The sequence below is a fragment of the Vibrio furnissii CIP 102972 genome (assembly GCF_000176175.1).
Taxonomy (GTDB): Bacteria; Pseudomonadota; Gammaproteobacteria; order Enterobacterales; family Vibrionaceae; genus Vibrio; species Vibrio furnissii.
Genome location: NZ_ACZP01000012.1, coordinates 229,003 through 251,585, shown reverse-complemented (window position 1 = coordinate 251,585; position 22,583 = coordinate 229,003). Strand labels below are relative to the sequence as shown.

19 protein-coding genes are annotated in these 22,583 nt (G+C 50.9%); 12 read left to right on the top strand and 7 right to left on the bottom strand.

Going from position 1 to position 22,583, the window contains the following annotated elements:
- Positions 1 to 28: 28 nt before the first annotated feature.
- The 8 genes from nqrF (at position 29) to VFA_RS03940 (ending at position 8,251) form a co-directional block, all read left to right on the top strand.
- Entirely contained in the window at positions 29 to 1,252 is a 1,224-nt protein-coding gene (gene nqrF, locus VFA_RS03975; RefSeq protein WP_004724962.1) for an NADH:ubiquinone reductase (Na(+)-transporting) subunit F, read from the top strand.
- A gap of 155 nt (positions 1,253 to 1,407) precedes the next feature.
- Positions 1,408 to 2,412, top strand: a complete 1,005-nt coding sequence (locus VFA_RS03970) for an FAD:protein FMN transferase (RefSeq protein WP_004724961.1) — start codon at positions 1,408 to 1,410, stop codon at positions 2,410 to 2,412.
- A 22-nt stretch (positions 2,413 to 2,434) separates the two neighbouring features.
- Positions 2,435 to 2,668: a (Na+)-NQR maturation NqrM gene (gene nqrM, locus VFA_RS03965; RefSeq protein WP_004724959.1), complete on the top strand. Its 234-nt coding sequence runs from the start codon at positions 2,435 to 2,437 to the stop codon at positions 2,666 to 2,668.
- A 123-nt stretch (positions 2,669 to 2,791) separates the two neighbouring features.
- Positions 2,792 to 3,025: a DUF2789 domain-containing protein gene (locus VFA_RS03960; protein ID WP_004724957.1), complete on the top strand. Its 234-nt coding sequence runs from the start codon at positions 2,792 to 2,794 to the stop codon at positions 3,023 to 3,025.
- Between the two features lie 75 nt (positions 3,026 to 3,100).
- Positions 3,101 to 4,165, top strand: a complete 1,065-nt coding sequence (gene dinB / locus VFA_RS03955; protein WP_004724956.1) for a DNA polymerase IV — start codon at positions 3,101 to 3,103, stop codon at positions 4,163 to 4,165.
- A gap of 251 nt (positions 4,166 to 4,416) precedes the next feature.
- Positions 4,417 to 5,163: a YggN family protein gene (locus VFA_RS03950; protein WP_038150868.1), complete on the top strand. Its 747-nt coding sequence runs from the start codon at positions 4,417 to 4,419 to the stop codon at positions 5,161 to 5,163.
- A gap of 57 nt (positions 5,164 to 5,220) precedes the next feature.
- A complete protein-coding gene (locus VFA_RS03945) occupies positions 5,221 to 6,738 on the top strand; it encodes a sensor domain-containing diguanylate cyclase (RefSeq protein WP_004724953.1) in 1,518 nt (505 codons plus the stop codon).
- A 157-nt stretch (positions 6,739 to 6,895) separates the two neighbouring features.
- Entirely contained in the window at positions 6,896 to 8,251 is a 1,356-nt protein-coding gene (locus VFA_RS03940; RefSeq protein ID WP_004724952.1) for a sodium-dependent transporter, read from the top strand.
- 83 nt (positions 8,252 to 8,334) lie between these two features.
- Here VFA_RS03940 and VFA_RS03935 read toward each other — a convergent pair whose 3' ends face one another.
- The 7 genes from VFA_RS03935 to VFA_RS03905 all read right to left on the bottom strand — a co-directional run bounded on the left by VFA_RS03935 (position 8,335) and on the right by VFA_RS03905 (position 17,786).
- A complete protein-coding gene (locus VFA_RS03935) occupies positions 8,335 to 9,435 on the bottom strand; it encodes a succinylglutamate desuccinylase/aspartoacylase family protein (RefSeq protein WP_086027257.1) in 1,101 nt (366 codons plus the stop codon).
- The gene (gene rimK, locus VFA_RS03930) at positions 9,395 to 10,300 is read right to left on the bottom strand and encodes a 30S ribosomal protein S6--L-glutamate ligase (RefSeq protein ID WP_004724949.1); all 906 of its coding nucleotides are present in this window, start codon (positions 10,298 to 10,300) and stop codon (positions 9,395 to 9,397) included. Before rimK ends, VFA_RS03935 begins: the two co-directional genes overlap by 41 nt.
- Positions 10,300 to 10,740: an ATP-dependent zinc protease family protein gene (locus tag VFA_RS03925; RefSeq protein ID WP_014204542.1), complete on the bottom strand. Its 441-nt coding sequence runs from the start codon at positions 10,738 to 10,740 to the stop codon at positions 10,300 to 10,302. The genes rimK and VFA_RS03925 overlap by 1 nt, the downstream gene beginning before the upstream one ends.
- Before the next feature lie 260 nt (positions 10,741 to 11,000).
- A complete protein-coding gene (locus VFA_RS03920) occupies positions 11,001 to 12,473 on the bottom strand; it encodes an aminoacyl-histidine dipeptidase (RefSeq protein WP_004724944.1) in 1,473 nt (490 codons plus the stop codon).
- A 696-nt stretch (positions 12,474 to 13,169) separates the two neighbouring features.
- Positions 13,170 to 14,954: an aminotransferase-like domain-containing protein gene (locus tag VFA_RS03915; protein WP_004724942.1), complete on the bottom strand. Its 1,785-nt coding sequence runs from the start codon at positions 14,952 to 14,954 to the stop codon at positions 13,170 to 13,172.
- 100 nt (positions 14,955 to 15,054) lie between these two features.
- A complete protein-coding gene (gabT, locus tag VFA_RS03910; protein WP_004724939.1) occupies positions 15,055 to 16,326 on the bottom strand; it encodes a 4-aminobutyrate--2-oxoglutarate transaminase in 1,272 nt (423 codons plus the stop codon).
- A gap of 32 nt (positions 16,327 to 16,358) precedes the next feature.
- Positions 16,359 to 17,786, bottom strand: a complete 1,428-nt coding sequence (locus VFA_RS03905) for an NAD-dependent succinate-semialdehyde dehydrogenase (protein ID WP_004724937.1) — start codon at positions 17,784 to 17,786, stop codon at positions 16,359 to 16,361.
- Between the two features lie 219 nt (positions 17,787 to 18,005).
- On the opposite strand from VFA_RS03905, the gene VFA_RS03900 reads away from it, so the two are divergent.
- The 4 genes from VFA_RS03900 (at position 18,006) to VFA_RS03885 (ending at position 22,570) form a co-directional block, all read left to right on the top strand.
- The gene (locus VFA_RS03900) at positions 18,006 to 19,022 is read left to right on the top strand and encodes a TRAP transporter substrate-binding protein (RefSeq protein ID WP_004724936.1); all 1,017 of its coding nucleotides are present in this window, start codon (positions 18,006 to 18,008) and stop codon (positions 19,020 to 19,022) included.
- A gap of 55 nt (positions 19,023 to 19,077) precedes the next feature.
- Entirely contained in the window at positions 19,078 to 19,695 is a 618-nt protein-coding gene (locus VFA_RS03895; protein WP_038150865.1) for a TRAP transporter small permease subunit, read from the top strand.
- Entirely contained in the window at positions 19,685 to 21,007 is a 1,323-nt protein-coding gene (locus VFA_RS03890; protein ID WP_004724932.1) for a TRAP transporter large permease, read from the top strand. The genes VFA_RS03895 and VFA_RS03890 overlap by 11 nt, the downstream gene beginning before the upstream one ends.
- Before the next feature lie 270 nt (positions 21,008 to 21,277).
- The gene (locus VFA_RS03885) at positions 21,278 to 22,570 is read left to right on the top strand and encodes an NCS2 family permease (protein WP_004724929.1); all 1,293 of its coding nucleotides are present in this window, start codon (positions 21,278 to 21,280) and stop codon (positions 22,568 to 22,570) included.
- Positions 22,571 to 22,583 lie beyond the last annotated feature (13 nt).

Below are 22,583 nucleotides of genomic sequence, written 5' to 3'. Positions count from 1 at the left end.
GTAAACCGCAACAATAAAGGAATAGTCAATGGACATTATTCTTGGTGTAGTGATGTTTACTCTGATTGTACTGGTTCTAGTGCTGGTGATTTTGTTTGCCAAATCTAAGCTGGTACCAACAGGTGACATTACAATCTCTATCAATGGCGATCCTGAGAAAGCGATCGTCACACAGCCAGGCGGTAAACTACTGACTGCGCTAGCAGGTGCTGGTGTATTCGTATCGTCTGCGTGTGGTGGTGGTGGCTCTTGTGGTCAGTGCCGCGTAAAAATTAAATCTGGCGGTGGCGACATTCTACCGACTGAGCTTGATCACATCACTAAAGGTGAAGCTCGTGAAGGTGAGCGTCTGGCTTGTCAGGTTGCTGTGAAGAACGATCTGGAACTTGAACTTCCAGAAGAAATCTTCGGCGTGAAGAAATGGGAATGTACCGTTATCTCGAATGATAACAAAGCGACATTCATCAAAGAGCTGAAACTGCAAATTCCTGATGGTGAATCTGTACCGTTCCGTGCGGGTGGTTACATTCAGATTGAAGCACCAGCTCACCATGTGAAATACGCTGATTTCGACGTTCCGGAAAAATTCCGTGAAGATTGGGACAAATTCAATCTGTTCCGCTACGAGTCTAAAGTGGATGAGCCAATCATTCGTGCATACTCGATGGCGAACTACCCAGAAGAATTTGGCATCATCATGCTGAACGTACGTATCGCGACGCCGCCGCCAAACAACCCAGACGTACCACCGGGTCAAATGTCTTCATACATTTGGTCGCTTAAAGAAGGTGATAAATGTACGATCTCTGGTCCATTTGGTGAGTTCTTCGCGAAAGATACTGATGCTGAAATGGTCTTCATCGGTGGTGGTGCTGGTATGGCTCCAATGCGTTCTCATATCTTCGACCAACTGAAACGTCTTGATTCTAAGCGTAAGATCTCATTCTGGTACGGTGCGCGTTCAACACGTGAAATGTTCTATGTGGAAGATTTCGACCAGCTGCAAGCTGAGCACGATAACTTTACATGGCACGTTGCACTGTCTGATCCGCTTCCAGAAGATAACTGGGATGGTTACACCGGCTTCATTCACAACGTTGTGTACGAAAACTACCTTCGTGATCATGACGCGCCAGAAGATTGTGAATACTACATGTGTGGTCCACCGATCATGAACGCATCGGTTATCAACATGCTTCATAACCTCGGTGTTGAAGACGAAAACATCCTGCTGGATGACTTCGGTGGTTAATCCACGATAATTTGCTAAATCTATGGCTGGCTCATTCGAGTCAGCCATTCTTTTTTTCAAGTGAGAGTAGCTATAGGTAAATAGGGCGAGGAGCCTTTTAGCCGTCAGGATTCGGATTTCCCTATATCTATTTCCATTGTCTGAGGAGTAAACAAGTGAGAACTTGGCTTGTTGCGTTAGCTTCTTTACTGTTGTTGGCCGGTTGTGAACAACCCCCACAGCAAGTGCATTTGAGTGGCCCAACCATGGGCACGAGCTACAACATCAAATACATTCAACAAGATGGCTTGCCATCGTCTGACGATCTCCACAAAGAGATCGACCGTTTGCTGGAAGAAGTGAACGACCAGATGTCGACTTACCGTCAAGATTCAGAGCTGAGCCGTTTCAACCAATATCAGGGCACTGACGCATTTGAAGTGTCGACTCAGACCGCAACGGTGGTGAAAGAAGCCATGCGTTTGAGCACACTGACTGAAGGCGCGTTAGATGTCACCGTCGGCCCGTTGGTCAACCTATGGGGCTTTGGCCCTGAGGCGCGTCCTGAAGTGGTGCCAACCGATGCCGAGCTAGCGGATCGTAAAGCCAACACAGGGATTCATCACCTGACCGTTAATGGTAACTCACTGAGCAAAGATCTGCCGCATCTGTACGTCGACTTATCGACTATTGCAAAAGGATGGGGTGTGGACGTGGTGGCGAACTACATCGAATCGCAAGGCATTCACAACTACATGGTGGAAGTGGGCGGCGAGATTCGTTTGAAGGGGCTGAACCGCGACAACGTGCCTTGGCGTATTGCGGTTGAGAAGCCCACGGTTGATGAGCGTAGCATTCAGGAAATCATTGAACCGGGTGACATGGCGATCGCTACCTCGGGAGATTACCGCAATTACTTTGAGCGAGATGGTGTTCGTTATTCGCACATTATTAACCCTCAGACTGGGCGTCCCATCCATAACCGTGTAGTATCGGTAACGGTACTGGATAAATCGTGCATGACGGCTGATGGCTTAGCAACGGGCCTGATGGTCTTGGGCGATGAAAAAGGGATTGAGATTGCGGAGCAGAATCATATTCCGGTGTTCATGATCGTGAAAACCGATGACGGATTCAAAGAGATCGCATCAAGTGCGTTTAAGCCTTATCTCAACCGATAAATAACTGAGTGAGCTTGGAATTATGAATACTTTTCTGATTACTTTCGGTGTATTTCTGGTGGTTATCGCTGCAATGGCAGTCGGTTATATCTTCCAGAAAAAAGTGGTCAAAGGCAGCTGTGGCGGCTTAGGTGCCGTTGGCATTGAAAAAGTGTGCAACTGCCCAGAACCGTGCGATGCACGTAAAAAACGTGAAGCGCGAGAAGCGGCACGTGCTGAACGTCTCGCTGCGTGGGAAAAAGATCGCATCGCGTAATCTCACCCATTTGAATTGACATAACCCAGCTTCGGCTGGGTTATTTTTTTTCCTGTCAGATTGAACGTGACGAGAACGCTGAGGGGCTATACTCAAAAGAGCGTAGCGACATCAGGAGGCAGCATGGAACTTCATCAACATGGGATGACGGAGTTATTTGAGCAGCTGGGACTCGGCAGTTCATCACACGATATTGAGCACTTCATTCAATCCCATCGTCATCATCGCGACACCACCCCGCTGCATAAAGCCAGCTTTTGGAACAAAGCGCAGGCGAGTTTTCTGCGTCAAGCGATTGAAGACGATGCAGATTGGGCGGAGCTGGTGGATCAGCTCGATGCCATGCTGCGCAAGTAGCCTCGTCCGGCAGGACTTTGCAAAATCGCGATTCGCTTATATACTGTTTTTTTAAACAGTAGTTGAGTGGCAGCGATGTCAGAGCCGATCAGAAAGATTATCCATATTGATATGGACTGCTTTTATGCGGCCGTAGAGATGCGCGATCATCCCGAATATCGCAACCGACCGTTGGCGGTTGGGGGACATGAAAAACAACGTGGCGTGCTCAGCACGTGCAACTACGAGGCGCGCAAGTTTGGGATTCATTCGGCCATGCCAACCGCGCAAGCCATCAAATTGTGCCCCAACTTGCTGGTTGTGCCGGGCCGGATGTCTGTTTATAAATCTATATCACGTCAGATCCACGTTATTTTCCAGCGCTACACCGACATCATTGAGCCGCTATCGCTGGACGAAGCCTTTCTCGATGTCACCGAAGCGACCGCGTGTCATGGCAGTGCGACACTGATTGCAGAGGCGATTCGCCGCGACATCTGGCATGAACTGCATTTAACCGCGTCGGCCGGTGTGGCGCCGGTCAAGTTTCTCGCCAAGGTGGCCTCTGATGTCAATAAACCCAATGGCATGTATGTGGTTACCCCCGAGGAAGTGCAGGGCGTGGTCGACAAATTACCGTTAGGGAAAATTCCTGGTGTTGGCAAAGTCAGCCTCGAAAAGCTCAATCAAGCAGGGTTCTTTGTATGCGAAGACATCAAAAACAGCGACTATCGCGAGCTACTGCGCCGCTTTGGCCGTTTGGGCGCATCGTTGTGGAAGAAAAGCCATGGCATTGATCCTCGAGAGGTGATCACGGAACGCGAACGTAAATCGGTCGGGGTCGAACGCACTTTCAGCGAAAACATCGTCACCTATGATGAATGTTGGCAAGTGATCGAGCAGCGTCTTTACCCTGAATTGGATGAACGCTTAACGCGCGCTTCGCCGGAACGTGCGATCATCAAACAGGGGATTAAAGTGAAATTTGCCGATTTTCAGCAAACCACGATTGAACATATTCATCCCGAGTTAGAACTGGAAGATTTCAAAACCTTGTTGGCCGAAGTGCTGAAACGCCAGAAAGGACGGGAAATTCGCCTGCTTGGCCTCAATGTGATGCTAAAGCCCGAAGCGCAGATTCGACAGTTGAGCTTTTTCTAAACACTTGCGATCTGAGCGTTCTCCCCCTATTCTGCGCATCCATCGGCTAAATGGTCGCTGAACCATCAATAACTGACAAACCGCTAACCGATGGACGTGCAGTTTTGGGTATGGTTAGCCCGTCCATGCGTACAATCGGATAGGGCCGCCATGTTACTGTCGATGGGTAACAGCGGCGCGAATGAACTCAACGCTTGACCACATGTGCGACTTGGTTTGGTGCAAGCGCCATATCACAGACCGGAATGATGATGAAAAAAATAGTATTAGTAACCTCTTTACTGTGCAGCACGTCGTTATGGGCCGCACAATGCCATCAGGTGGACGTGAAGAATGAAGTTCATCTCAGTGGCAAGGATGTGGAAATCCATACTGCCAGCGGTCAGACCGCGGTGATGGACCACAACAATAATCTGTATTTGGCGGGAGAGAAGCAGTCGCTGACGCCGCAACAGCAACAGGCTGTGGAATCCTATCGTGAAAGCATTGCCAACGCGCTACCGAAGGCGCGCCAAGTGGCCAGTGATGGCCTTGCGATGGCGAATGATATTTTAGATGACGTGGCGAATAGTATCGATGCGCCAGAAGCGTTCAATAACGTGAAGCAATCGATGAAAGCGTTTGTGGATGATATTGAAGCGCGCTACAACAAAGATGGCGACTGGGTGTTGCCTGCCGATACGTTTGAGTCAATGAGCCAACAATGGCAGCAAGATTTCGACAAAGCGCGAGCGCTATTTACCCAAGAGTTTCTAACCGGCGCCTTTGACGCGATCGCGAGCAAAATGAAGCAAGATGGCGGCATCAATCTGACGGAGCTGGGAAATACCATGGCAGACTTGAAAGCGCGCCTAGAACAGCGCTTTAATGAGCATTCCCAGACGATCGAAAAAGAGCGACGTGAATTGTGTGATTCACTCGACGATGTGGTTGAACAAGAGCAGCAACTGCATCAAAAAATACCTGAACTAAAGAACTACCAAGTTTTTACCATCTAAACTGAAAAGAGCGCTAAGGCGCTCTTTTTCATCCTCTCTCAAAACAAATAAGGTGCCATGACTCTGAGCAATATCAGTCTACGTTCGTTAACTGCACTGACAGCATTGGCGGTGGTGGCGTGTTTTGTCCTTTTTTATCTCGCGTTCAAATACTTTTGGTCGTTTGACCGCGAGCTGGAGCATGCCCGCCAACTGCAACAAGCTGAAACCACTCGCGTCCAAACCATCATTGCGCTGGAGAAACAGGAAATGGGAGCGTCCATGGCCGACTATGCGGCTTGGAACGATCTGGCGGAATACATCGCCGATCCCGATCCCGAATTCATCGAAGACAGCATCGGGATTCATGCGTTTCAGTCGAAAGCGTTGGATGGCATCTTCATTTTCACGCCGGATGAACAACTGGTGTGGGGGATGAAATACGATTTTGAGCAACGCAAAGTTGGTGACTATCAATCGTTTTTGCCCTATTTCCCGATCATTCTCAGTGAACCCAAACGTGCCAGCCGTGACTACGTTGAAGCGAAAGTGCGCTTTGTGGTGGTGGGGCAAGAGCCGTTTTTGGCGGCCACGTCCCGTGTGTGCAACAGCGAAGGCACTGCATGTGACAAAGGTTATCTGATCTTTGTGAAGAAAGTGCGCAGCCAGTTTGCAAACGTGATCGAGCTAGCCACGGGGATTGATATTGATGTGTTGAGCCGCGCGCCGTATGCCGAGATGCCCAAAGCACAACCCAATGTGAGCTATTTGGAGAAACTCGATTTCAGCGGCAATTCCAGCGTGGTGATCAAACTCACGCATCAGGTGAAGCTGCCGACGTTTATCCGCAATGATGAAATCGTCGCGCTGATGGCATTCTCGGTGCTGATGTATTTCATCAACCTGTTGGTGGTCGATTCACTGGTGCGGCCCATCACGAACGCCAATCGCGTGCTGGAGCGGTTTAAGTCCAAAGGGGGCAAGATCCCCGATGAAAGCTTTTTTGTTTCGCGTGAAATGAAAGCGTTTGCGCGCACCATCAATCAGATTTTCAATGAACTCGACAAAAGCCGCGAAGAGTTGCGCTGGCAGTCAGAACACGATCCGCTGACGCGCATTTCGAATCGCCGCAAATTAGAACGCGAGCTGACGAGTTTCATCTGCGAACAACGCTATCCTTGGGTGCTGCTCTACCTCATCGATGTAGATTATTTCAAGCTCTACAATGATCGCTACGGTCATTTGCAAGGGGACAACGCGCTCAAACAGATCGCGCATGCGTTGGAGAAGATTCCGTTTGATGGCGCGAAAGTCGTGGCACGCTTTGGCGGAGAAGAGTTTTGTGTCGTCCTTGCAAGCGATACGGAATTGGAGCCCGGTCACTTTGCGCATCAAATGCTAAATCAAGTGGCTGCGCTTGCGATTGAGCACGAGGCATCGCCCGTGAAGGGCCATTTGAGTATCAGTATTGGCGGGGTGCGTATCTTTGAGCCGAATCGCGACCAATATCAGGTACTGTTCCATGAAGCGGATCAAGCCTTGTATCAAGCCAAAGATCAAGGTCGCAGCCAGTCGGTTGTGAAAGACATTTGCTGAATAAATGAACAATTCAACCGTAGCAGTCAAAATTTACAAAATAAGTGCGACAGATTGTGTAATTTACCTAGCAAACAATTCTATTACTGATTGAGTATTTTGTCGGTTTGTATTAGTGTACTAGTCAACTAGTTTGATGATGTATGTGTGAGTGGTAATGGCACAGAATAATTCCCGTGAAACGTTTGGATCTCGCCTTGGGTTCATTTTAGCCGCAGCGGGTGCGGCAGTTGGCCTTGGTAACATCTGGGGCTTTCCAACACAAGCGGCCAGCAATGGTGGTGGCGCGTTCCTGTTGGTCTATCTGGTTCTGATCTTTGTGGTTGCGTTTCCTATGCTGGTGGTCGAAATGGCGATCGGCCGTTATGGTCAGGCAAACCCGGTGGATAGTATGCGTTCACTGACGGGGAACCCGTTGGCGAAGCGTGTCGGTGGTTTGGTGGGCTGGGTTGGCCTGAGCGTACCAAGTGCCGTACTTGCGTTTTACAGCATTGTGGGTGGCTGGATCATCTGTTTCATGCTGGGAGCGGTGACCGATATTCTCGGGATGGAAACGGCGACAGCGTGGTTAAAAGGCTTTTCAGTTGAACGTAACCTTCTTGGTACTCTCATTTTTTACGTTCTGACGATCCTCATCGTGCAAGGCGGCGTGAAACAGGGCATCGAAAAGTGGTCCACGCGTTTGATGCCTGCTCTGTTTGTGCTGTTTGCGGTGCTGTTTGTTTACATCATGATGCAACAAGGCGCGATGGAAGGCTTGCAACACTACCTGATTCCTGACTTTGAAAAAGTGTGGGACCGTAAACTGATTTTGGCGGCCATGGGGCAAGGCTTCTTCTCGCTGACGATTGGCGGCTGTTCGATGCTGATCTATGGTTCGTACTTGAGCAAGAAAGAGAACCTGCCCAAGATGGCGATGAACGTCACTTTGGTGGATACCGGCGTCGCGTTCATTGCTGGTTTAGTGGTGATGCCTGCGATGTTTGTCGCGATGCACAAAGGCGTACAAATCTATGCCGAAGATGGTTCATTGCTAAGCTCTGACACGCTGGTGTTTACCGTGCTGCCATTGATGTTTGATAGCTTGGGCCTGTTTGGTCAACTGTTTGCGATTGTGTTCTTCCTGCTACTGACCATTGCCGCGCTGACCTCATCGATTTCGATGTTGGAGTGTCCGGTGGCCTTGGTCGGTGAGCGCTTTAACACCAAGCGCACCCCAACCAGTTGGGTGCTGGGTGGTATTTTGGCGCTATTTAGTGTCGTGATCGTGTATAACTTTGGCGCGCTGTTTGGCTTGGTGGCCACCACAGCCACGCAATACCTACAACCGACTGCTGCACTGATGTTCTGTCTGTTTGGGGGGTGGGTATGGAATCGCAATGCCAAGTTTAAAGAGCTGGAGCAAGGTTTCCCGGAATTCACCCAGAGTCTGTTTGGTAAAGTGTGGCCTTGGTATGTGCGCTTCGTGTGCCCATTGTTGGTGGCCGCAGTGATCTGGGCTTCATTTGGTTAAGCGTCAGTTGGTTAAGCGTCAGTTCAGTTCGTGACACAAAAAAGCCCCGATGAATCGGGGCTTTTTGCTATCGGGCAACCGGGCTAAGCGGGGGATGGTGGCATCAACTGGCCGGTCGTCAGCGGTTCAAGATCGGTGTCGATGACCTCTTCAATAAAATCGCCCACTACCTGTTCCACCATGTGATCACGCTGAGTGAAATAAGCCAGATGGAACACCGCATCCCCTTCGTTTACCAATGGCAACGTTTGTTGGCCAATCACAATGCCGCCTTTATTGGCTTTGATCTCTACTTCAACATTGCCCAGCGGCGAGTTGATGTAGGCCAGCACTTGGCCGCGTTCAACGCGATCGCCCAGGGACACCACGGTACGTAAAATGCCATCCGCTTCGGCACGTAGCCAGCTGGTGGATTTGGCAATCACCGAGGTGGGTAATTTTTTACGGCTCATGCGCATCATGCCAACGGCTTGCATCACGCGTTTAATGCCGACAATGCCAGCACTGATGGCGATTGGCTCAAAGCGCAATGCTTCGCCCGCTTCGTACGTCAGCACGGTAATGCCAGATTTTTCCGCTTCACTGCGCAGCGATCCGTTGCGCAGGGGCGAATCAAGGATCACCGGGGTTGCAAACGCTTGAGCAATCCGCAGGGTTTCTGGGTTGCTTAAATCGGCGCGGATCTGAGGCAAGTTGGTGCGATGAATCGCGCCGGTGTGTAGATCGATGATGTAGTCGCAGTTCTGTGCCACTTGGGAGAAAAAGGTGTGCGCCATGCGCGAGGCCAGCGAGCCTTTTTCACTGCCGGGAAAACAGCGGTTGAGATCGCGACGGTCAGGGAGATAACGAGATTTATGAATGAAGCCGAACACGTTGACGATCGGGACGGCGATTAAGGTGCCTTTCAGTTTAGTTGGGTCAATGGCGTTGATGAGTTGGCGAACGATTTCGACGCCGTTGAGTTCGTCGCCATGAATGGCGGCATTGACCATTAAAACCGGGCCGGGAGCGGCACCATGAATGATTTCAACGGGAATCGAAAGCGGGGAGTGGGTGTAAAGTTTCGCAGCTTCCAGCTCAATGACTTGTTTACTTCCTGGGGGAATGGACTCCCCCAGAAACTGATACGGTTTATTTCTTCTATTAACCTTTGCCACGGGTTCGAGTCCTTTTACTTGCCGCATTCTTCTCAATAAATTCGACAATCATTCCAGCGATGTCTTTACCGGTCGCTGCCTCGATACCTTCTAAACCCGGTGAGGAGTTGACTTCCATCACCAGCGGGCCACGTTCTGAACGCAGCAGGTCAACCCCTGCGACATTCAAGCCCATGATCTTGGCAGCGTCGATTGCAGTTTTGCGTTCTTGTGGAGTAATTTTTACCAGCGAGGCTGTTCCGCCACGGTGAAGGTTCGAACGGAATTCGCCTTCAGCGCCTTGACGTTTCATCGCGGCAATCACTTTATCACCAATCACAAAACAGCGAATGTCTGCGCCGCCCGCTTCTTTGATGTATTCCTGAACCATGATGTTGGCTTTCAGGCCCATAAACGCTTCGATGACGCTTTCCGCTGCTTTGCGGGTTTCCGCTAACACTACACCGATGCCTTGGGTGCCTTCAAGCAATTTAATCACCACCGGTGCGCCGCCCACCATGTCGAGTAAGTCTTTGACATCGTCAGGTTTACTGGCAAATCCGGTGATCGGCATGCCGATGCCTTTGCGTGACAACAATTGCATAGAACGAAGTTTGTCACGTGAGCGGCTAATTGCCACGGATTCGTTGACTGGATACACGCCCATCATTTCGAACTGACGCAGCACGGCGGTGCCGTAAAACGTCACCGAAGCTCCGATACGCGGGATCACGGCGTCAAAGCCCGACAGTTCTTCACCTTTAAAATGAATCTCGGGCTTTTCCGAATTGATATTCATATAGCAGCGCAATGCATCGATCACTTTGACTTCGTGGCCGCGTTGCTTGCATGCTTCAATCAAACGCTTGGTTGAATACAGCGACGAATTACGCGACAGAATACCAATTTTCATTATCTAGGCTCCTCGAAAGGGATTAAAAACGACTCAGTTGGGTCGACAACAATTCTGTGGTGCATGGCTGTTCGGCCTAATAGCATACGAAACGCCATATTTTCACGGTTGGTGAGCGTGATCTCGGCGGGCCAGGTTTCACCACCAAGAGACAGATCGGATCGGATCACGAATCGCGTCTCTTCATGGCCACCGGAATCGCGTACCGTGCGCTCGTCCACCACTTCTGCTTCACACACAGTGACTTCTTCTTCATTATGTTGCAAGGGATGGATCCAAAAACGAACCCAGAGCGCTTCATCTTTCATAAAGCTCTCGACCTTGAATGCGTGTAAGCAAGACGTGCGGGCTCCGGTATCGATTTTTGCATTAATTTGATCAATACCTAACCCTGGAAGGCTGAGTGTTTCTCGCCATCCGACAATCATTTTTTCTTTCATCGCAATGTCATTAGTTTGAGAATTTCAGATACTGCTCAGGAATTTACCCGAAAGTGTGGGGGTTAAGCAGCATCCCCGATACAACTTCATAATGGAGTTATCGCTTGAATAGAGTTTGGTGAATAACTCTGGGAACTTCAAGGACGCGAACTCTAGCAGCGAACAATAAATTCAATCTAATGAATTAAATTTTTCGTGTCGACAAAAATTATTGATAGTTTACCAAAACAAAGCCGGGGTTTTTGACCCCGGCTTTCTGGTTAGGCTTTGGCTGGAATATTTTCCAACAAAGCAATCATTTGTTCCCAGAACAGGCCGACTGTGTCGATCTTCACTTTCTCATCAGGAGAGTGTGGGAATTTGATGGTTGGACCGAACGACACCATGTCCATCGTTGGATACGGTTTCTTAAACAGGCCACATTCAAGACCTGCGTGGATCACCATGATATTCGGTTTATGGCCGTAAATACCTTCATACATGTCACGGAAGATGTGCATGATTTCGGAATCAGCATCCGGTTTCCAGCCCGGGTAAGCACCAGAGAACGCAATGTTTGCACCGGCGAGTTCTGCCACGGAAGTCAACATGCTTTCGACTTGGCTGCGGCCTGAGTCGATCAATGAGCGGATCAGGCACAATACTTTCACTTGGTCGCCTTCAGTGGTGACGACGCCGACATTGAGTGAGGTTTCAACCACGCCTTCGATGTCATCGCTCATGCGAATCACGCCGTTCGGACATGCATTTAGCGCTGCGATCACGCGTTGTTGATCCGCGAGCGTAAAGACACCTTGGGCCACGTCTTTCGCTTCGTTGAAGGTCACGATGCCGGTTTCGATACGGCCGAGTTCTTCCTTCAGTAAGTCGGTGTAGGTGGTGAACAGTGCGTCAAGCTTGCTTTGATTCTCTGCAGGTACGGCGACAGTCACAAACGCTTCACGAGGAATGGCGTTGCGCAGGCTACCGCCACGAAATTCGATCAAACGCAGATCCAATGCTTGTGCGTGGCCGGCAAGAAAACGGGCAATCAGTTTGTTGGCGTTGCCGCGACCGGTGTGAATATCACAACCAGAGTGGCCGCCCTTGAGCCCTTTCAGGGTTAATTGACGAGTCACGTAACCTGCTGGCAGCGCGTCGCGTTGAATATCAAAGCTCAATGCACCGTCCACGCCACCTGCGCAGCCCATGTACACTTCGCCTTCTTGTTCGGAATCGGTGTTGAGCAGGATCTCTCCCTCCAACCAACCCGCTTCTAGGCCGAACGCACCCGTCATGCCCGCTTCTTCATCGATGGTTAGCAGCACTTCCAGTGGGCCGTGTTTGATCGTTGTCGATGCCAAGACGGCTAAACATGTTGCCATGCCGATGCCGTTGTCTGCGCCCAATGTGGTGCCTTTTGCGGTGACCCACTCGCCATCGACATAAGGTTGGATCGGATCGTTGGCGAAGTCATGATCGGTGTCTTCGTTCTTTTGGGGAACCATGTCGATGTGCGCTTGCAGCACGACCGCTTTTTTATGTTCCATCCCCGCAGTGGCTGGTTTCTTAATGAAGACGTTGCCTGTTGGATCGCGACGCACGTCCAGACCTTGTCCTTTGGCCCAGCCAATGATGTATTGCGCCAGCGCTTCTTCATGTTTTGACGGGTGAGGAATTGAGCAAATCTTATCGAAAAACTGCCATACAGGGGCAGGTGATAACTTGCTGATTTCAGAATGGAATTCAGACACAGATAACTCCTTTTGTGTAAATTTTCCCGATCATTGATAGGTTTTTGACGCTATTTTTAGACAAATAGACTGGAATCGGGCTGCGACATAGTGACGACCAACAGCATACCACTATGCGCGGATCGGGAGTAGCGCAATTGCGGATCGATTGTTTTTTATCGGTCACACTTTGGTGATGGTGGCAGGAATACGAATGTGATGAAATGCAATTGATTGCGCTCTATTGGTAATTTTATTAAAAAACAAAATGAGGTTTTTGTAATTAAATTACCAAATATGCATGACGTAGATCAATTAATCGAATTTATGTGATTTTTGTCACCAAAAGTATTGTAATAAAATTTCTTGGTGGTATATTTGTAACCAACTTCGGAAACGAAGACAAAATGCTCAAAGGATGAGTCCGATTTGTCGCCTCCAAGGAACCGAGAAATCAATCAAGAATGTATGGTTTTAATGGTGATAGTTATGAATAAAGGTTTATCTTCTGTAATGTTCTGGAAAAACAAATCTGTGTTTACCGGCAGCTTTACATACCCGTCAAGCTTTGGCTACTAAGCGATAGCTTGCAACTCGAACAGTTTTGTTCACCCCTATATTAGAATTTATTTTTAATCAAATTTGGTTAATATGATTCACCGCCACCTGCGATCAGGTGGCGTTTTTTTATGCCTGCGATCCGGCCAATTGCGATGATCAAGCGCTGATCGTCGCCTCACCAATAAAGTAGCCGTCTTCATCAAACCGTTTGATCTCACCGTGTTCGCACACGATCGTGATGTAACGGATGTCCGAAAATTGCCAGTTACGCCACTGATAGACAAATTTGTCGTTCTCAACCCACCAGTAGCCTTCATCCACGTCGTTCGGACGTTCGGAAATGCCAATCAACTTGCCATCAGCTTGCAGTGTGATGCGATAGGGGATGTTGAAGCAATCTTTGGTGAGCAATGTTTTTTGGGTCAACAGCGCGCGAATTTGTTGGCTGGTGAGCGGCGGGGATTCACAATCTGCCAAGCGTTCGTTGGGTAAGATCTGTTTGGCGATACGCGCCAGTTGTTGGATGCCCTCGCGAATGTTCTCGGTGCGAATCGACTGAAAGCTAAGCCGAAAACTGTTGTTCTTGTGGTCGCAGCAGTAATACTTGGCGCCATTGTTGATCAGAATACCTTGCGCCTCGGCCAGCCGTTCAAAGCGTTCTGCATCAAAGCCCTGTTTGTATTCGATCCAAAATGCCGTGCCTGCCAATGAAGCCACCGCCCCCGATTGCGGGAAATAATAGTTCATCGCTTTTTCCATCGTCAGCCACTTGTCGCGGTAGCGCTTGAGCAGCTTTTGTGCCAACACATCGTAGTAGCCGAGGCTGAGAAACAGTGCCAGCGTTTGACAGTTGCTTTTCGGCGGCAGACTGTGGGTGCGCACCTGAAGCGATTTGATTTGTGCGATGAGCGGCTCGGCGGCGACGATGAAACCGATGCGCAGCCCCGGCGCGATGCTGGCCGTAAAACTGGAGATATAGATGATGCGTTCGCTGTGGTATTCGCAGCGCAGCGGTGGACAACTGTTCTCCATAAAGCTGACATCATGCTCAAAATCATCTTCAATGATCAGAAAATCGTGCCGATCCGCTTGTGTCATCAACGCTTGGCGCCGTTCGGGCGACATACGCACGGTGGTTGGAAATTGGTTACTCGGTGTGGTGTACACCAGGTGGCAATCGGCTAGACGTTCATCAACAACCAAACCGTGCGAGTCGACTTCGATCGGCAATACATGGGCACGTCGTGCCTGAAATTGATGGCGCGCTTCTGGGTAGCCGGGGTTTTCCATCGCCACCGTACTCTGTTTGCTGACCAGCAATTTACTCAAATAATAGAGGCTGTTTTGGCTGCCTAGCGTAATGGCGATGTTGTCTTTGGCGACAAAAATGCCGCGCTTGGTCAGCACGCGAGTGCGGATTTGTTCGATCAGTTCTTCATAGTCGTGATCATTGGACGTCCAACTGCGGTGGTTGCTTTTGTTGAGTGATTGAATGCTGCACTTACGCCATTCCGACACCGGAAATAGGTCTTCATCGACGAGTCCATTGACGAATACATACGGATAATCGTTGAGATCGTTCGCCTCGACATCCGCACGGGTGTGTTCGGCATTGAGGTAATTAAACCAATCCAAACCCGCGCTGGTGGCTGGGGCTGGGGTGTCTGGGTGGGGCGCTGGCGCGCTCAATTCTAACTGCGGATTGACGTAATAGCCTTTGCGTTCAATCGGCACCAACACGCCCTCTTCGGCGAGCTGTTCGTAGACCCGCAAAATAGTATTGCGCGATACGTTGAGTTTTTCCGCCAAACGGCGGGATGACATGATGCTGGTTTGCTTGGGCACAAATCCAGCAAAGATGGCTTTCGCGATGTCGCTTTTGATTTGATCTTGTAGCGTGCGCGAATCTTGGGGGTCGATATGAATCAATTGATACAGCATAGCTTTCCTGCACATCAAGCAGTGCGTGTGACGCGTATCAACGAAGGGGAGAGAAAACAGACGCGCATGGCTGCGCATCTGTTTGAGGTCTCGTTGACGGTCAGATTAACGACTGCAGTTCCGTTTTTATAATATCCAAGCCTTGGGTGATCAGCGCTGACTCGATGGTCAGTGGCGGAAGGAAACGAATCACGTTTGCCTTCACCCCACACGAGAGCAAGATCACGCCTTGGTGATGACACTTTAATACCAATTGTTTGGTCAGGTCTGCAAGTGGCAAGCCAGTGGTTGGATCATTGAGTTCCATCGCAATCATGGCGCCGACCTGACGAATATCCCCGATGTGCGGAATCGTTTTCTGCATTTCGAGCAAGCTTTCTTGAAATTGCAGACCGACGTGCTGCGCACGCTCACACAGGTTTTCATCTTTGATGATCTGAATGACTTCCAGCGCAGCGCGGCAGGCCAGTGGCGACCCGGCATATGTGCCCCCTATGCCGCCCGGCGTGGCGGCGTCCATGATCTCCGCTTTGCCGACCACACCCGACAGCGGGAAGCCGCCAGCAATGCCTTTCGCCATGGTGATCAGATCCGGTTTGGCATCGAAGTATTCACACGCAAACAGTTTACCGGTGCGGGCAAACCCAGTTTGAATTTCATCACAGATCATCACGATGCCATGTTGGTCACACAGGTCGCGGATCGCGCTGACCCAAGCGTTTGGCGCTTGGTAGAAACCGCCTTCACCTTGAATCGGTTCAAAAATGATCGCGGCAACGCGTGATGGTTCGATATCGCAGGCAAACAGATCCTGAATTGCGCTAAGGCTCTGCACTTCGCTGACGCCGTGATACGCATTTGGGTAAGGGACGTGGTAGATGTCGTTCGGGAACGGACCAAAGCCAGTTTTGTATGGGGCCACTTTGCCAGTCAGTCCCATACACAGGTTGGTACGGCCATGGAAACCGCCTTTAAAGGCAATCACGCCGCTACGGCCAGTGTATGCGCGCGCAAACTTAATCGCGTTTTCGACCGCTTCTGCGCCTGTGGTGACAAATGCAGCTTTCTTGTCGAACTCTCCCGGCGCGATGTCGACCACGCGCTCGGCCAGTTCAACAAAGCTGGTGTAAGGCGTCACCATGGAACAGGTGTGGCTGAATTGATCGAGCTGCTCTTTGACTGCCGCGACGATGCGTGGGTGTGAGTGACCGGTGTTATTCACCGCGATACCTGCGGCGAAATCGATGTACTGCTTGCCCTCAATATCGGTGATCAGCGCGTTTTCTGCTTTCGCTGCGTAAATGGGGGCGAGGTTCGCCATGCCTTTCGCGACGACTTTTTCCTTGCGAGTTTGCCATTCCGTATTTGTCATGTTTGCGTGTCCTTGTGATGATGTTCAGCGGCTTAAAAGCCACCGAAGCAGAGGTATTTGATATTGAGGTATTCGTCGATGCCCTGTTTGGCGCCTTCGCGGCCAAAGCCGGATTGTTTCACGCCGCCAAAGGGCGCGACTTCATTGGAAATCAGTCCTTCGTTAATGCCCACCATGCCGTATTCCAGCTTTTCGGCGATGTGGAACGCGCGGTGAATATTGGTGGTGTAGAAGTAGCTGGCGAGGCCGTAAATGGTGTCGTTGGCGCTGCGCACCAGTTCGTCGTCGTGGGAGAAACGCACGATCGGCGCGACCGGGCCAAACAGTTCGGTTTGCACGATGTCCATCGCTTGTGTCACGTTGGTCAATACGGTCGGTTCGATAAACAGCCCGCCCGCAGACTGACCGCCCAGCGCAATGCTGGCACCTTGTTCGACCGCCGTATCGATGTAGCTGAGCACGCTGTTTTTCGCTTTGATATCAATCAGCGGACCGATGTTGACACCCGCATCAAGACCGTTGCCCATTGTCAGCTCTGCCACGGCCGCGACAAATTTCGTCACGAACTCGTCATACACTGCATCCTGCACATAGAAGCGGTTGGCGCACACGCAGGTTTGACCGGCGTTGCGGAATTTCGAGGCAATGGCGCCTTGCACCGCGGCATCGATGTCGGCGTCATCAAACACGATAAACGGCGCGTTGCCGCCCAGTTCCATCGATGTCCGTTTGATGGTGCCTGCACATTGGGTAATCAGGTGACGACCCACTTGAGTCGACCCAGTGAATGACAGCTTTTTGATGTCCTCGTGAGTACAGAAAATATCGCCCACGGCGACCGATGAATGGTTGTTGAGCACAATCAACAAGTCTTGAGGCAGACCCGCCTGATAGGCCAGCTCCGCCGTGGCATACGCCGACAGCGGCGTTTGGTTGGCGGGTTTAACGATGAAGCTACAACCGGCAGCCAGCGCAGGTGCGGCTTTGCGCGTGATCATCGCAATCGGAAAATTCCAAGGCGTGATGGCGGCGGCAACGCCAATCGGCTGCTTGACCGTCATCAGACGTTTGTTGCCTGCCGGTGACGGAATGGTTTCGCCATAGGTGCGTTTGCCTTCTTCGGCGAACCATTGAATGAAGGATGCGCCGTACATCACTTCCCCTTTGGCTTCGGCCAGTGGTTTGCCCTGTTCCAAGGTCATGATGCGCGCGAGGTCGTCGGCGTTTTCTACCATCAAATCGTACCAACGCTTAAGAATCACAGCGCGCTCGGCGGCAGTTTTGTCTTGCCAGCGCTGCTGCGCCTGTTTTGAACGGGCGATCAGCGTGTGGATGGTTTGCGTATCGACAGATGGAATGTAGGCCAGAATGTCATCGGTGGCGGGGTTGAGAACCGCAATCGCGTCGTCACTGGCGGCGCAGGTCGCATTCAGTAGCGTCTTGTTAACAATGTGCTCCATATTTGTATCTCTTTTGTAGGCTGATGATGGCATGTTAGACACAAAACGCGGTGCGTACTGAGTACCAGTTGCTCACAAACGTTGGTACCAGAACGGCAAGCCTGGCTGGTACCATAACAACTTCGCCACTGGCTCTATCGCATTCCTTTTCCGTTCTTCATATTGAGTTGGGAAACAAATCAATAACAAAAGTGTAACGATGCAGGAAGAGGAATTTCTATGTTAAGTGTAAAGGGAACCAAGCTGGCGAAAGCTGTTCTGGCCGCGGCGGTTGGGGTGAGTGCTTTGATGTGTTCGACCGCAACCCTAGCGGCGCAGTACAACTGGCGTTTTGCGAACTTATACGGCCGTGGCACTGCGTTTGGCGAGGTGTATGAAGACCTGGCCAAGAACATCGAAACCATGTCGAATGGTCGCATCGCCGTGCAAGTGCTTTACTCCGGTGAGGGCGTTGGAACCAGCGGCATTCTGAGTGCGGTGAAATCGGGTTTGATCACCATGGGCGCACCCTTTCAACCGATGCATGCTGGGGAATTCCCGGCGGGCGTCGTGGAAGTGGGCTTGCCGGGGGGCACGTCGGATGTCGCGGCACTGACCACGCTGTTCCATGACAAAGGTTGGGGCAAAATTCTTAAACAAGCGTACGGTTCGCAAGGCTTGGAATGGCTCGATCCTTACATTCAACCACCGGTGTACATCATCACCAAACAGCCCATCAATTCGATTGCCGATTTCAAAGGCTTGAAGATTCGTGCGCCAGGTGCGTACGGCAAGTTCCTGCGTAATTTGGGCGCTTCGCCGGTTTCTCTGGCATGGAGCGAAATCTACACCTCGCTGGCAACGGGTGTGATCGACGGCTCGATCGGCTCAAACATGATTGATCACCGCGATGGCAACCACGTTGAAGTGGCGAAATACATGTACCCCGTGCCACTGGCGGGCGCGCAAGTGCTCCCCATCGTCGTCAATCAGAAAGCGTGGAACAAACTACCGGCTGATTTGCAGGCGATTGTGAAAGCGGCAACGGCAGCGCACGCGCAGGAACAGATGTCGAAATCCAAACTGTGGGAATCGCAAGCGGTAGCCGATATGGAAGCCAAAGGCCTGCAATGGAGCCCGCAGCCTTCAGAGGCGGATCTGAAAGCGTGGAAAGACGCGGGGATGTCGCTGGCAAAAGAGTATGCCGCGGAAGACAAGTATTCCAAGCAGCTGGTAGATATTCTTGAGCAACAATAATGGACGACGCAGGTGAACCCGTTTGGGTTCGCCTGTTTTTTATAGGGAGATTTCTATGCTTGAAGTCATTTTACTGAGGTATTGCCAGTTCACGAAATACGTCGTCAGTCTGATTGGACGCTCAGTGTCGTACTTGCTTCCCGTACTTGCCGTGATTGTGTTTTACGAGGTGTTTGCTCGTTACGTGTTGAACCGCCCAACCATTTGGGGTTACGACACGTCCTTATTTTTGTTTGGCTACATTGCGGCATTAGGCGGCGCGTATGCTCAGCAACGCGAAGCGCACATCAACGTCGATATCATTCACGCCAAAGTGTCGGAAAAAACCAGACGCCTGTTTGATGTGCTGACGGGGATTTTGGCGATGGGGTTTCTGGCGGTCATGGTCAAAACCTGCGGTGGTATGTTTATCGAAAGTCTCGAATTCAATTACAAAACTCAGAGTGAATGGGCACCCGCCATGCATCACTTCTGGTTGATGATGACGGTTTCGGCAGGCGTGTTCATCGCCGAATACTCGACGGAGTTGATTGCCAATCTGTTCTTTTTGATCAAAGGCCGCGAATTGAATGGTGAGGTTCATCAGCACGTCAATCTGGATGAGCAGCCATTTAAGGTCGATAACGACCAGTTGGATTCCGTTTTTGACAAGGAGAGCCCAAATGGGAATTGAGATGTTAACCCTGGTGTTGTTGGGTTGTATTCTGACCGCGTTCGTTCTTGGCGCGCAAGTGGGGCTGGCGCTCGGTGGAATCGCGATGGGCGTTGGGTATCTGGTGTGGGGCGAGTCGCTGTTTAACATCATTCCGACCACGGTCGAAAGCACCTTCTTCAACTTTATTCTGCTGGCGATTCCGCTGTACATCTACATGGGGCAGATCCTGACGCGCTCTGGGATCGGCGATGCGATGTTTAACGCCAGCCAACTGGCGATCGGCCGTGTGCGCGGATCGCTGGCGATCAGCGTGATCGGCGTTTGTTCAATGATCGGCGCGATGGTGGGGATCATCGGCGCCGGCATCATGACCTCCAGTTCGATTGCGCTCAAACCGATGCTTGAGCGCGGCTACGACAAGAAGCTGGCACTTGGGGTGATTATGGCAGGCGGTTCGCTGGGCATTCTGATTCCGCCGAGCATTCCGATGATCATGTTCGCATCCTCGACTCAGAACTCGGTCGGCAAGATGTTTCTTGGCGCGATGGTCCCTGCGCTGATCACGATTGTACTGCTCATCAGCTACGTGGTGATCAGCTGTAAAATGCGTCCAGAACGTGCGCCGATGGACATCGACAACGACATCGAAATTCCCAAAGGCTATGAGCTGTTTAAAACCATTCGTGACGGCGCTTCCTCATTTGCGCTGATTGTGGTTGTCCTTGGTAGCATCATTGCCGGGATTGCGACGCCAACGGAATCGGGCGCGCTGGGCGTGATGGGCGCGATTCTGCTCTCGATTCTGTTCAAGCGGTTTAAACCGGAACTCTTGATGCGTTCGGGCATGCAAACCGCGATGCTGGTCAGTGTCGCGATGTGGATTATTCTCGGCGCGTCGGTGTTTAGTAACTTCCATCTGCTGATGGGAATTCAAGGCATGGTGGCAGGCTTTACTCAAAATCTCGACCTGCCGCCGATTGTCATCATCATGATGTTTCAAGTCATCATGTTGCTGCTCGGTTTCATCATTGATGAATTTATCATTGTGTTGATGTGCGCGCCGATATTTACTCCAGTTGCCGTGGCACTTGGATATGACCCGATTTGGTTTGGCGTGTTGATGATTCTCAACATTGTGATTGCGGTGCAGACGCCGCCGTATGGGTTTGCACTGTTCTACCTCAAAGGCATTGCGCCGAAAGGGGTGACCATGATGGATCTGTACAAATCGGTCACGCCATTCATTCTGGTGCAGTTTGTGGTGCTGGTGATCTGCATGCTGTTTCCAGACCTCGTTACTTGGTTGCCGAACAAGGTGATGAATTCCTAATCCCATCGGGTGGATGCTGCTGATATTCACAACCTCTCTCTGATGTGCAGTCAAGCAAAAGGGAGAGGTTGTTCTCATTTCTGACCTGCCATTCTGGTGATGATTTTTTGGCCGAAAAGCCTGCTGTTTATGTGTAGCTGTGCATAAATGTTTCTGAGTTTCTAAAAAATCGATGCAAATTCCGTCTGGAATTTGTGATTTGATAACTTTATAATCTGCGCCCAATCGATTACGCAACCGTTTACTTTTTACCTTTATTAGGACTCGAACATGCTGGAAAGGCTATTTAAACTCAGTGAACATGGCACAAACGTGCGCACTGAGATCATTGCAGGGGTCACCACCTTCCTGACCATGGCATACATTATCTTCGTGAACCCAGCGATTCTTTCAGATGCCGGAATGGATCGTGGTGCCGTTTTTGTTGCTACCTGTCTGGCGGCGGCGGTTGGCTGTTTCATCATGGGTCTCGTCGCGAACTACCCGATTGCACAAGCTCCGGGCATGGGCCTGAACGCGTTCTTTACGTACGTGGTCGTGCTGGGTATGGGTTACTCTTGGCAGGTTGCGCTTGCAGCCGTGTTCTGTTCAGGCGTGCTGTTTATTCTGCTGAGCTTGTTTAAGATTCGAGAGTGGATCATCAACTCGATTCCGATGTCACTGCGAACCGGTATCTCGGCGGGTATTGGTCTGTTTTTGGCGTTCATTGCGCTGAAAAATGCCGGTATCGTGGTTGATAACCCAGCAACACTGGTTTCTATGGGAGCCATCACGTCGCTGCCTGCAGTACTCGGCGCGCTCGGTTTCTTCTTCACCATCGCACTGGTTCACCGTGGTGTGAAAGGTGCCGTGATGATTGCGATTTTATCCATCACCGTCTTGGGTCTGATCTTCGGTGATGTGCAGTGGGGCGGCGTGATGTCTGCGCCACCAAGCTTGGCACCAACCTTCATGCAACTCGACTTCTCACACGTTTTTGAAGTGGGCATGATCTCGGTTGTGTTTGCATTCCTGTTTGTCGACCTGTTCGACACTGCGGGCACATTGGTTGGCGTTGCGACCAAAGCGGGCCTGATTGGTGACGACGGCAAGATTCCTCGTCTGAATCGCGCGCTGCTGGCGGACTCAACGGCCACATCAGTGGGTGCGCTGCTGGGGACGTCTAATACCACTTCTTTTGTCGAGAGTGTCTCGGGTGTTGCAGCAGGTGGCCGTACCGGTCTGACCGCAGTTGTCGTTGGTATTTTGTTCCTACTTGCATTATTCTTCTCGCCATTAGCGGGTATGATCCCAGCCTACGCGACGTCAGGTGCGCTGTTTTACGTTGCTATTCTGATGCTTTCAGGACTGGTAAGCATTGACTGGCGCGATCTGACCGAAGCGGCGCCAACCGTGGTGACCTGTCTTTTGATGCCACTGACTTTCTCAATTGCAGAAGGTATTTCAATGGGCTTTATCGCGTACGCGCTGATTAAGCTGTTGAGTGGGAAAGGCCGCAGCGTGTCACTCAGTGTCTGGGTGATGGCGATCATCTTTGCTGTCAAATACATTCTTGCTGCGTAAGCGCGGCAAAACA

Bases quoted from the DNA above. Each gene is read 5' to 3' on its own strand.
- gabT (WP_004724939.1), bottom strand. From the start codon at position 16,326: ATGACAAATACGGAATGGCAAACTCGCAAGGAAAAAGTCGTCGCGAAA.
- nqrF (WP_004724962.1), top strand. From the start codon at position 29: ATGGACATTATTCTTGGTGTAGTGATGTTTACTCTGATTGTACTGGTT.
- VFA_RS03945 (WP_004724953.1), top strand. From the start codon at position 5,221: ATGACTCTGAGCAATATCAGTCTACGTTCGTTAACTGCACTGACAGCA.
- VFA_RS03960 (WP_004724957.1), top strand. From the start codon at position 2,792: ATGGAACTTCATCAACATGGGATGACGGAGTTATTTGAGCAGCTGGGA.
- rimK (WP_004724949.1), bottom strand. From the start codon at position 10,300: ATGAAAATTGGTATTCTGTCGCGTAATTCGTCGCTGTATTCAACCAAG.
- VFA_RS03935 (WP_086027257.1), bottom strand. From the start codon at position 9,435: ATGCGGCAAGTAAAAGGACTCGAACCCGTGGCAAAGGTTAATAGAAGA.
- VFA_RS03895 (WP_038150865.1), top strand. From the start codon at position 19,078: ATGCTTGAAGTCATTTTACTGAGGTATTGCCAGTTCACGAAATACGTC.
- dinB (WP_004724956.1), top strand. From the start codon at position 3,101: ATGTCAGAGCCGATCAGAAAGATTATCCATATTGATATGGACTGCTTT.
- VFA_RS03940 (WP_004724952.1), top strand. From the start codon at position 6,896: ATGGCACAGAATAATTCCCGTGAAACGTTTGGATCTCGCCTTGGGTTC.
- VFA_RS03900 (WP_004724936.1), top strand. From the start codon at position 18,006: ATGTTAAGTGTAAAGGGAACCAAGCTGGCGAAAGCTGTTCTGGCCGCG.
- nqrM (WP_004724959.1), top strand. From the start codon at position 2,435: ATGAATACTTTTCTGATTACTTTCGGTGTATTTCTGGTGGTTATCGCT.
- VFA_RS03905 (WP_004724937.1), bottom strand. From the start codon at position 17,786: ATGGAGCACATTGTTAACAAGACGCTACTGAATGCGACCTGCGCCGCC.
- VFA_RS03950 (WP_038150868.1), top strand. From the start codon at position 4,417: ATGAAAAAAATAGTATTAGTAACCTCTTTACTGTGCAGCACGTCGTTA.
- VFA_RS03925 (WP_014204542.1), bottom strand. From the start codon at position 10,740: ATGAAAGAAAAAATGATTGTCGGATGGCGAGAAACACTCAGCCTTCCA.
- VFA_RS03915 (WP_004724942.1), bottom strand. From the start codon at position 14,954: ATGCTGTATCAATTGATTCATATCGACCCCCAAGATTCGCGCACGCTA.
- VFA_RS03890 (WP_004724932.1), top strand. From the start codon at position 19,685: ATGGGAATTGAGATGTTAACCCTGGTGTTGTTGGGTTGTATTCTGACC.
- VFA_RS03885 (WP_004724929.1), top strand. From the start codon at position 21,278: ATGCTGGAAAGGCTATTTAAACTCAGTGAACATGGCACAAACGTGCGC.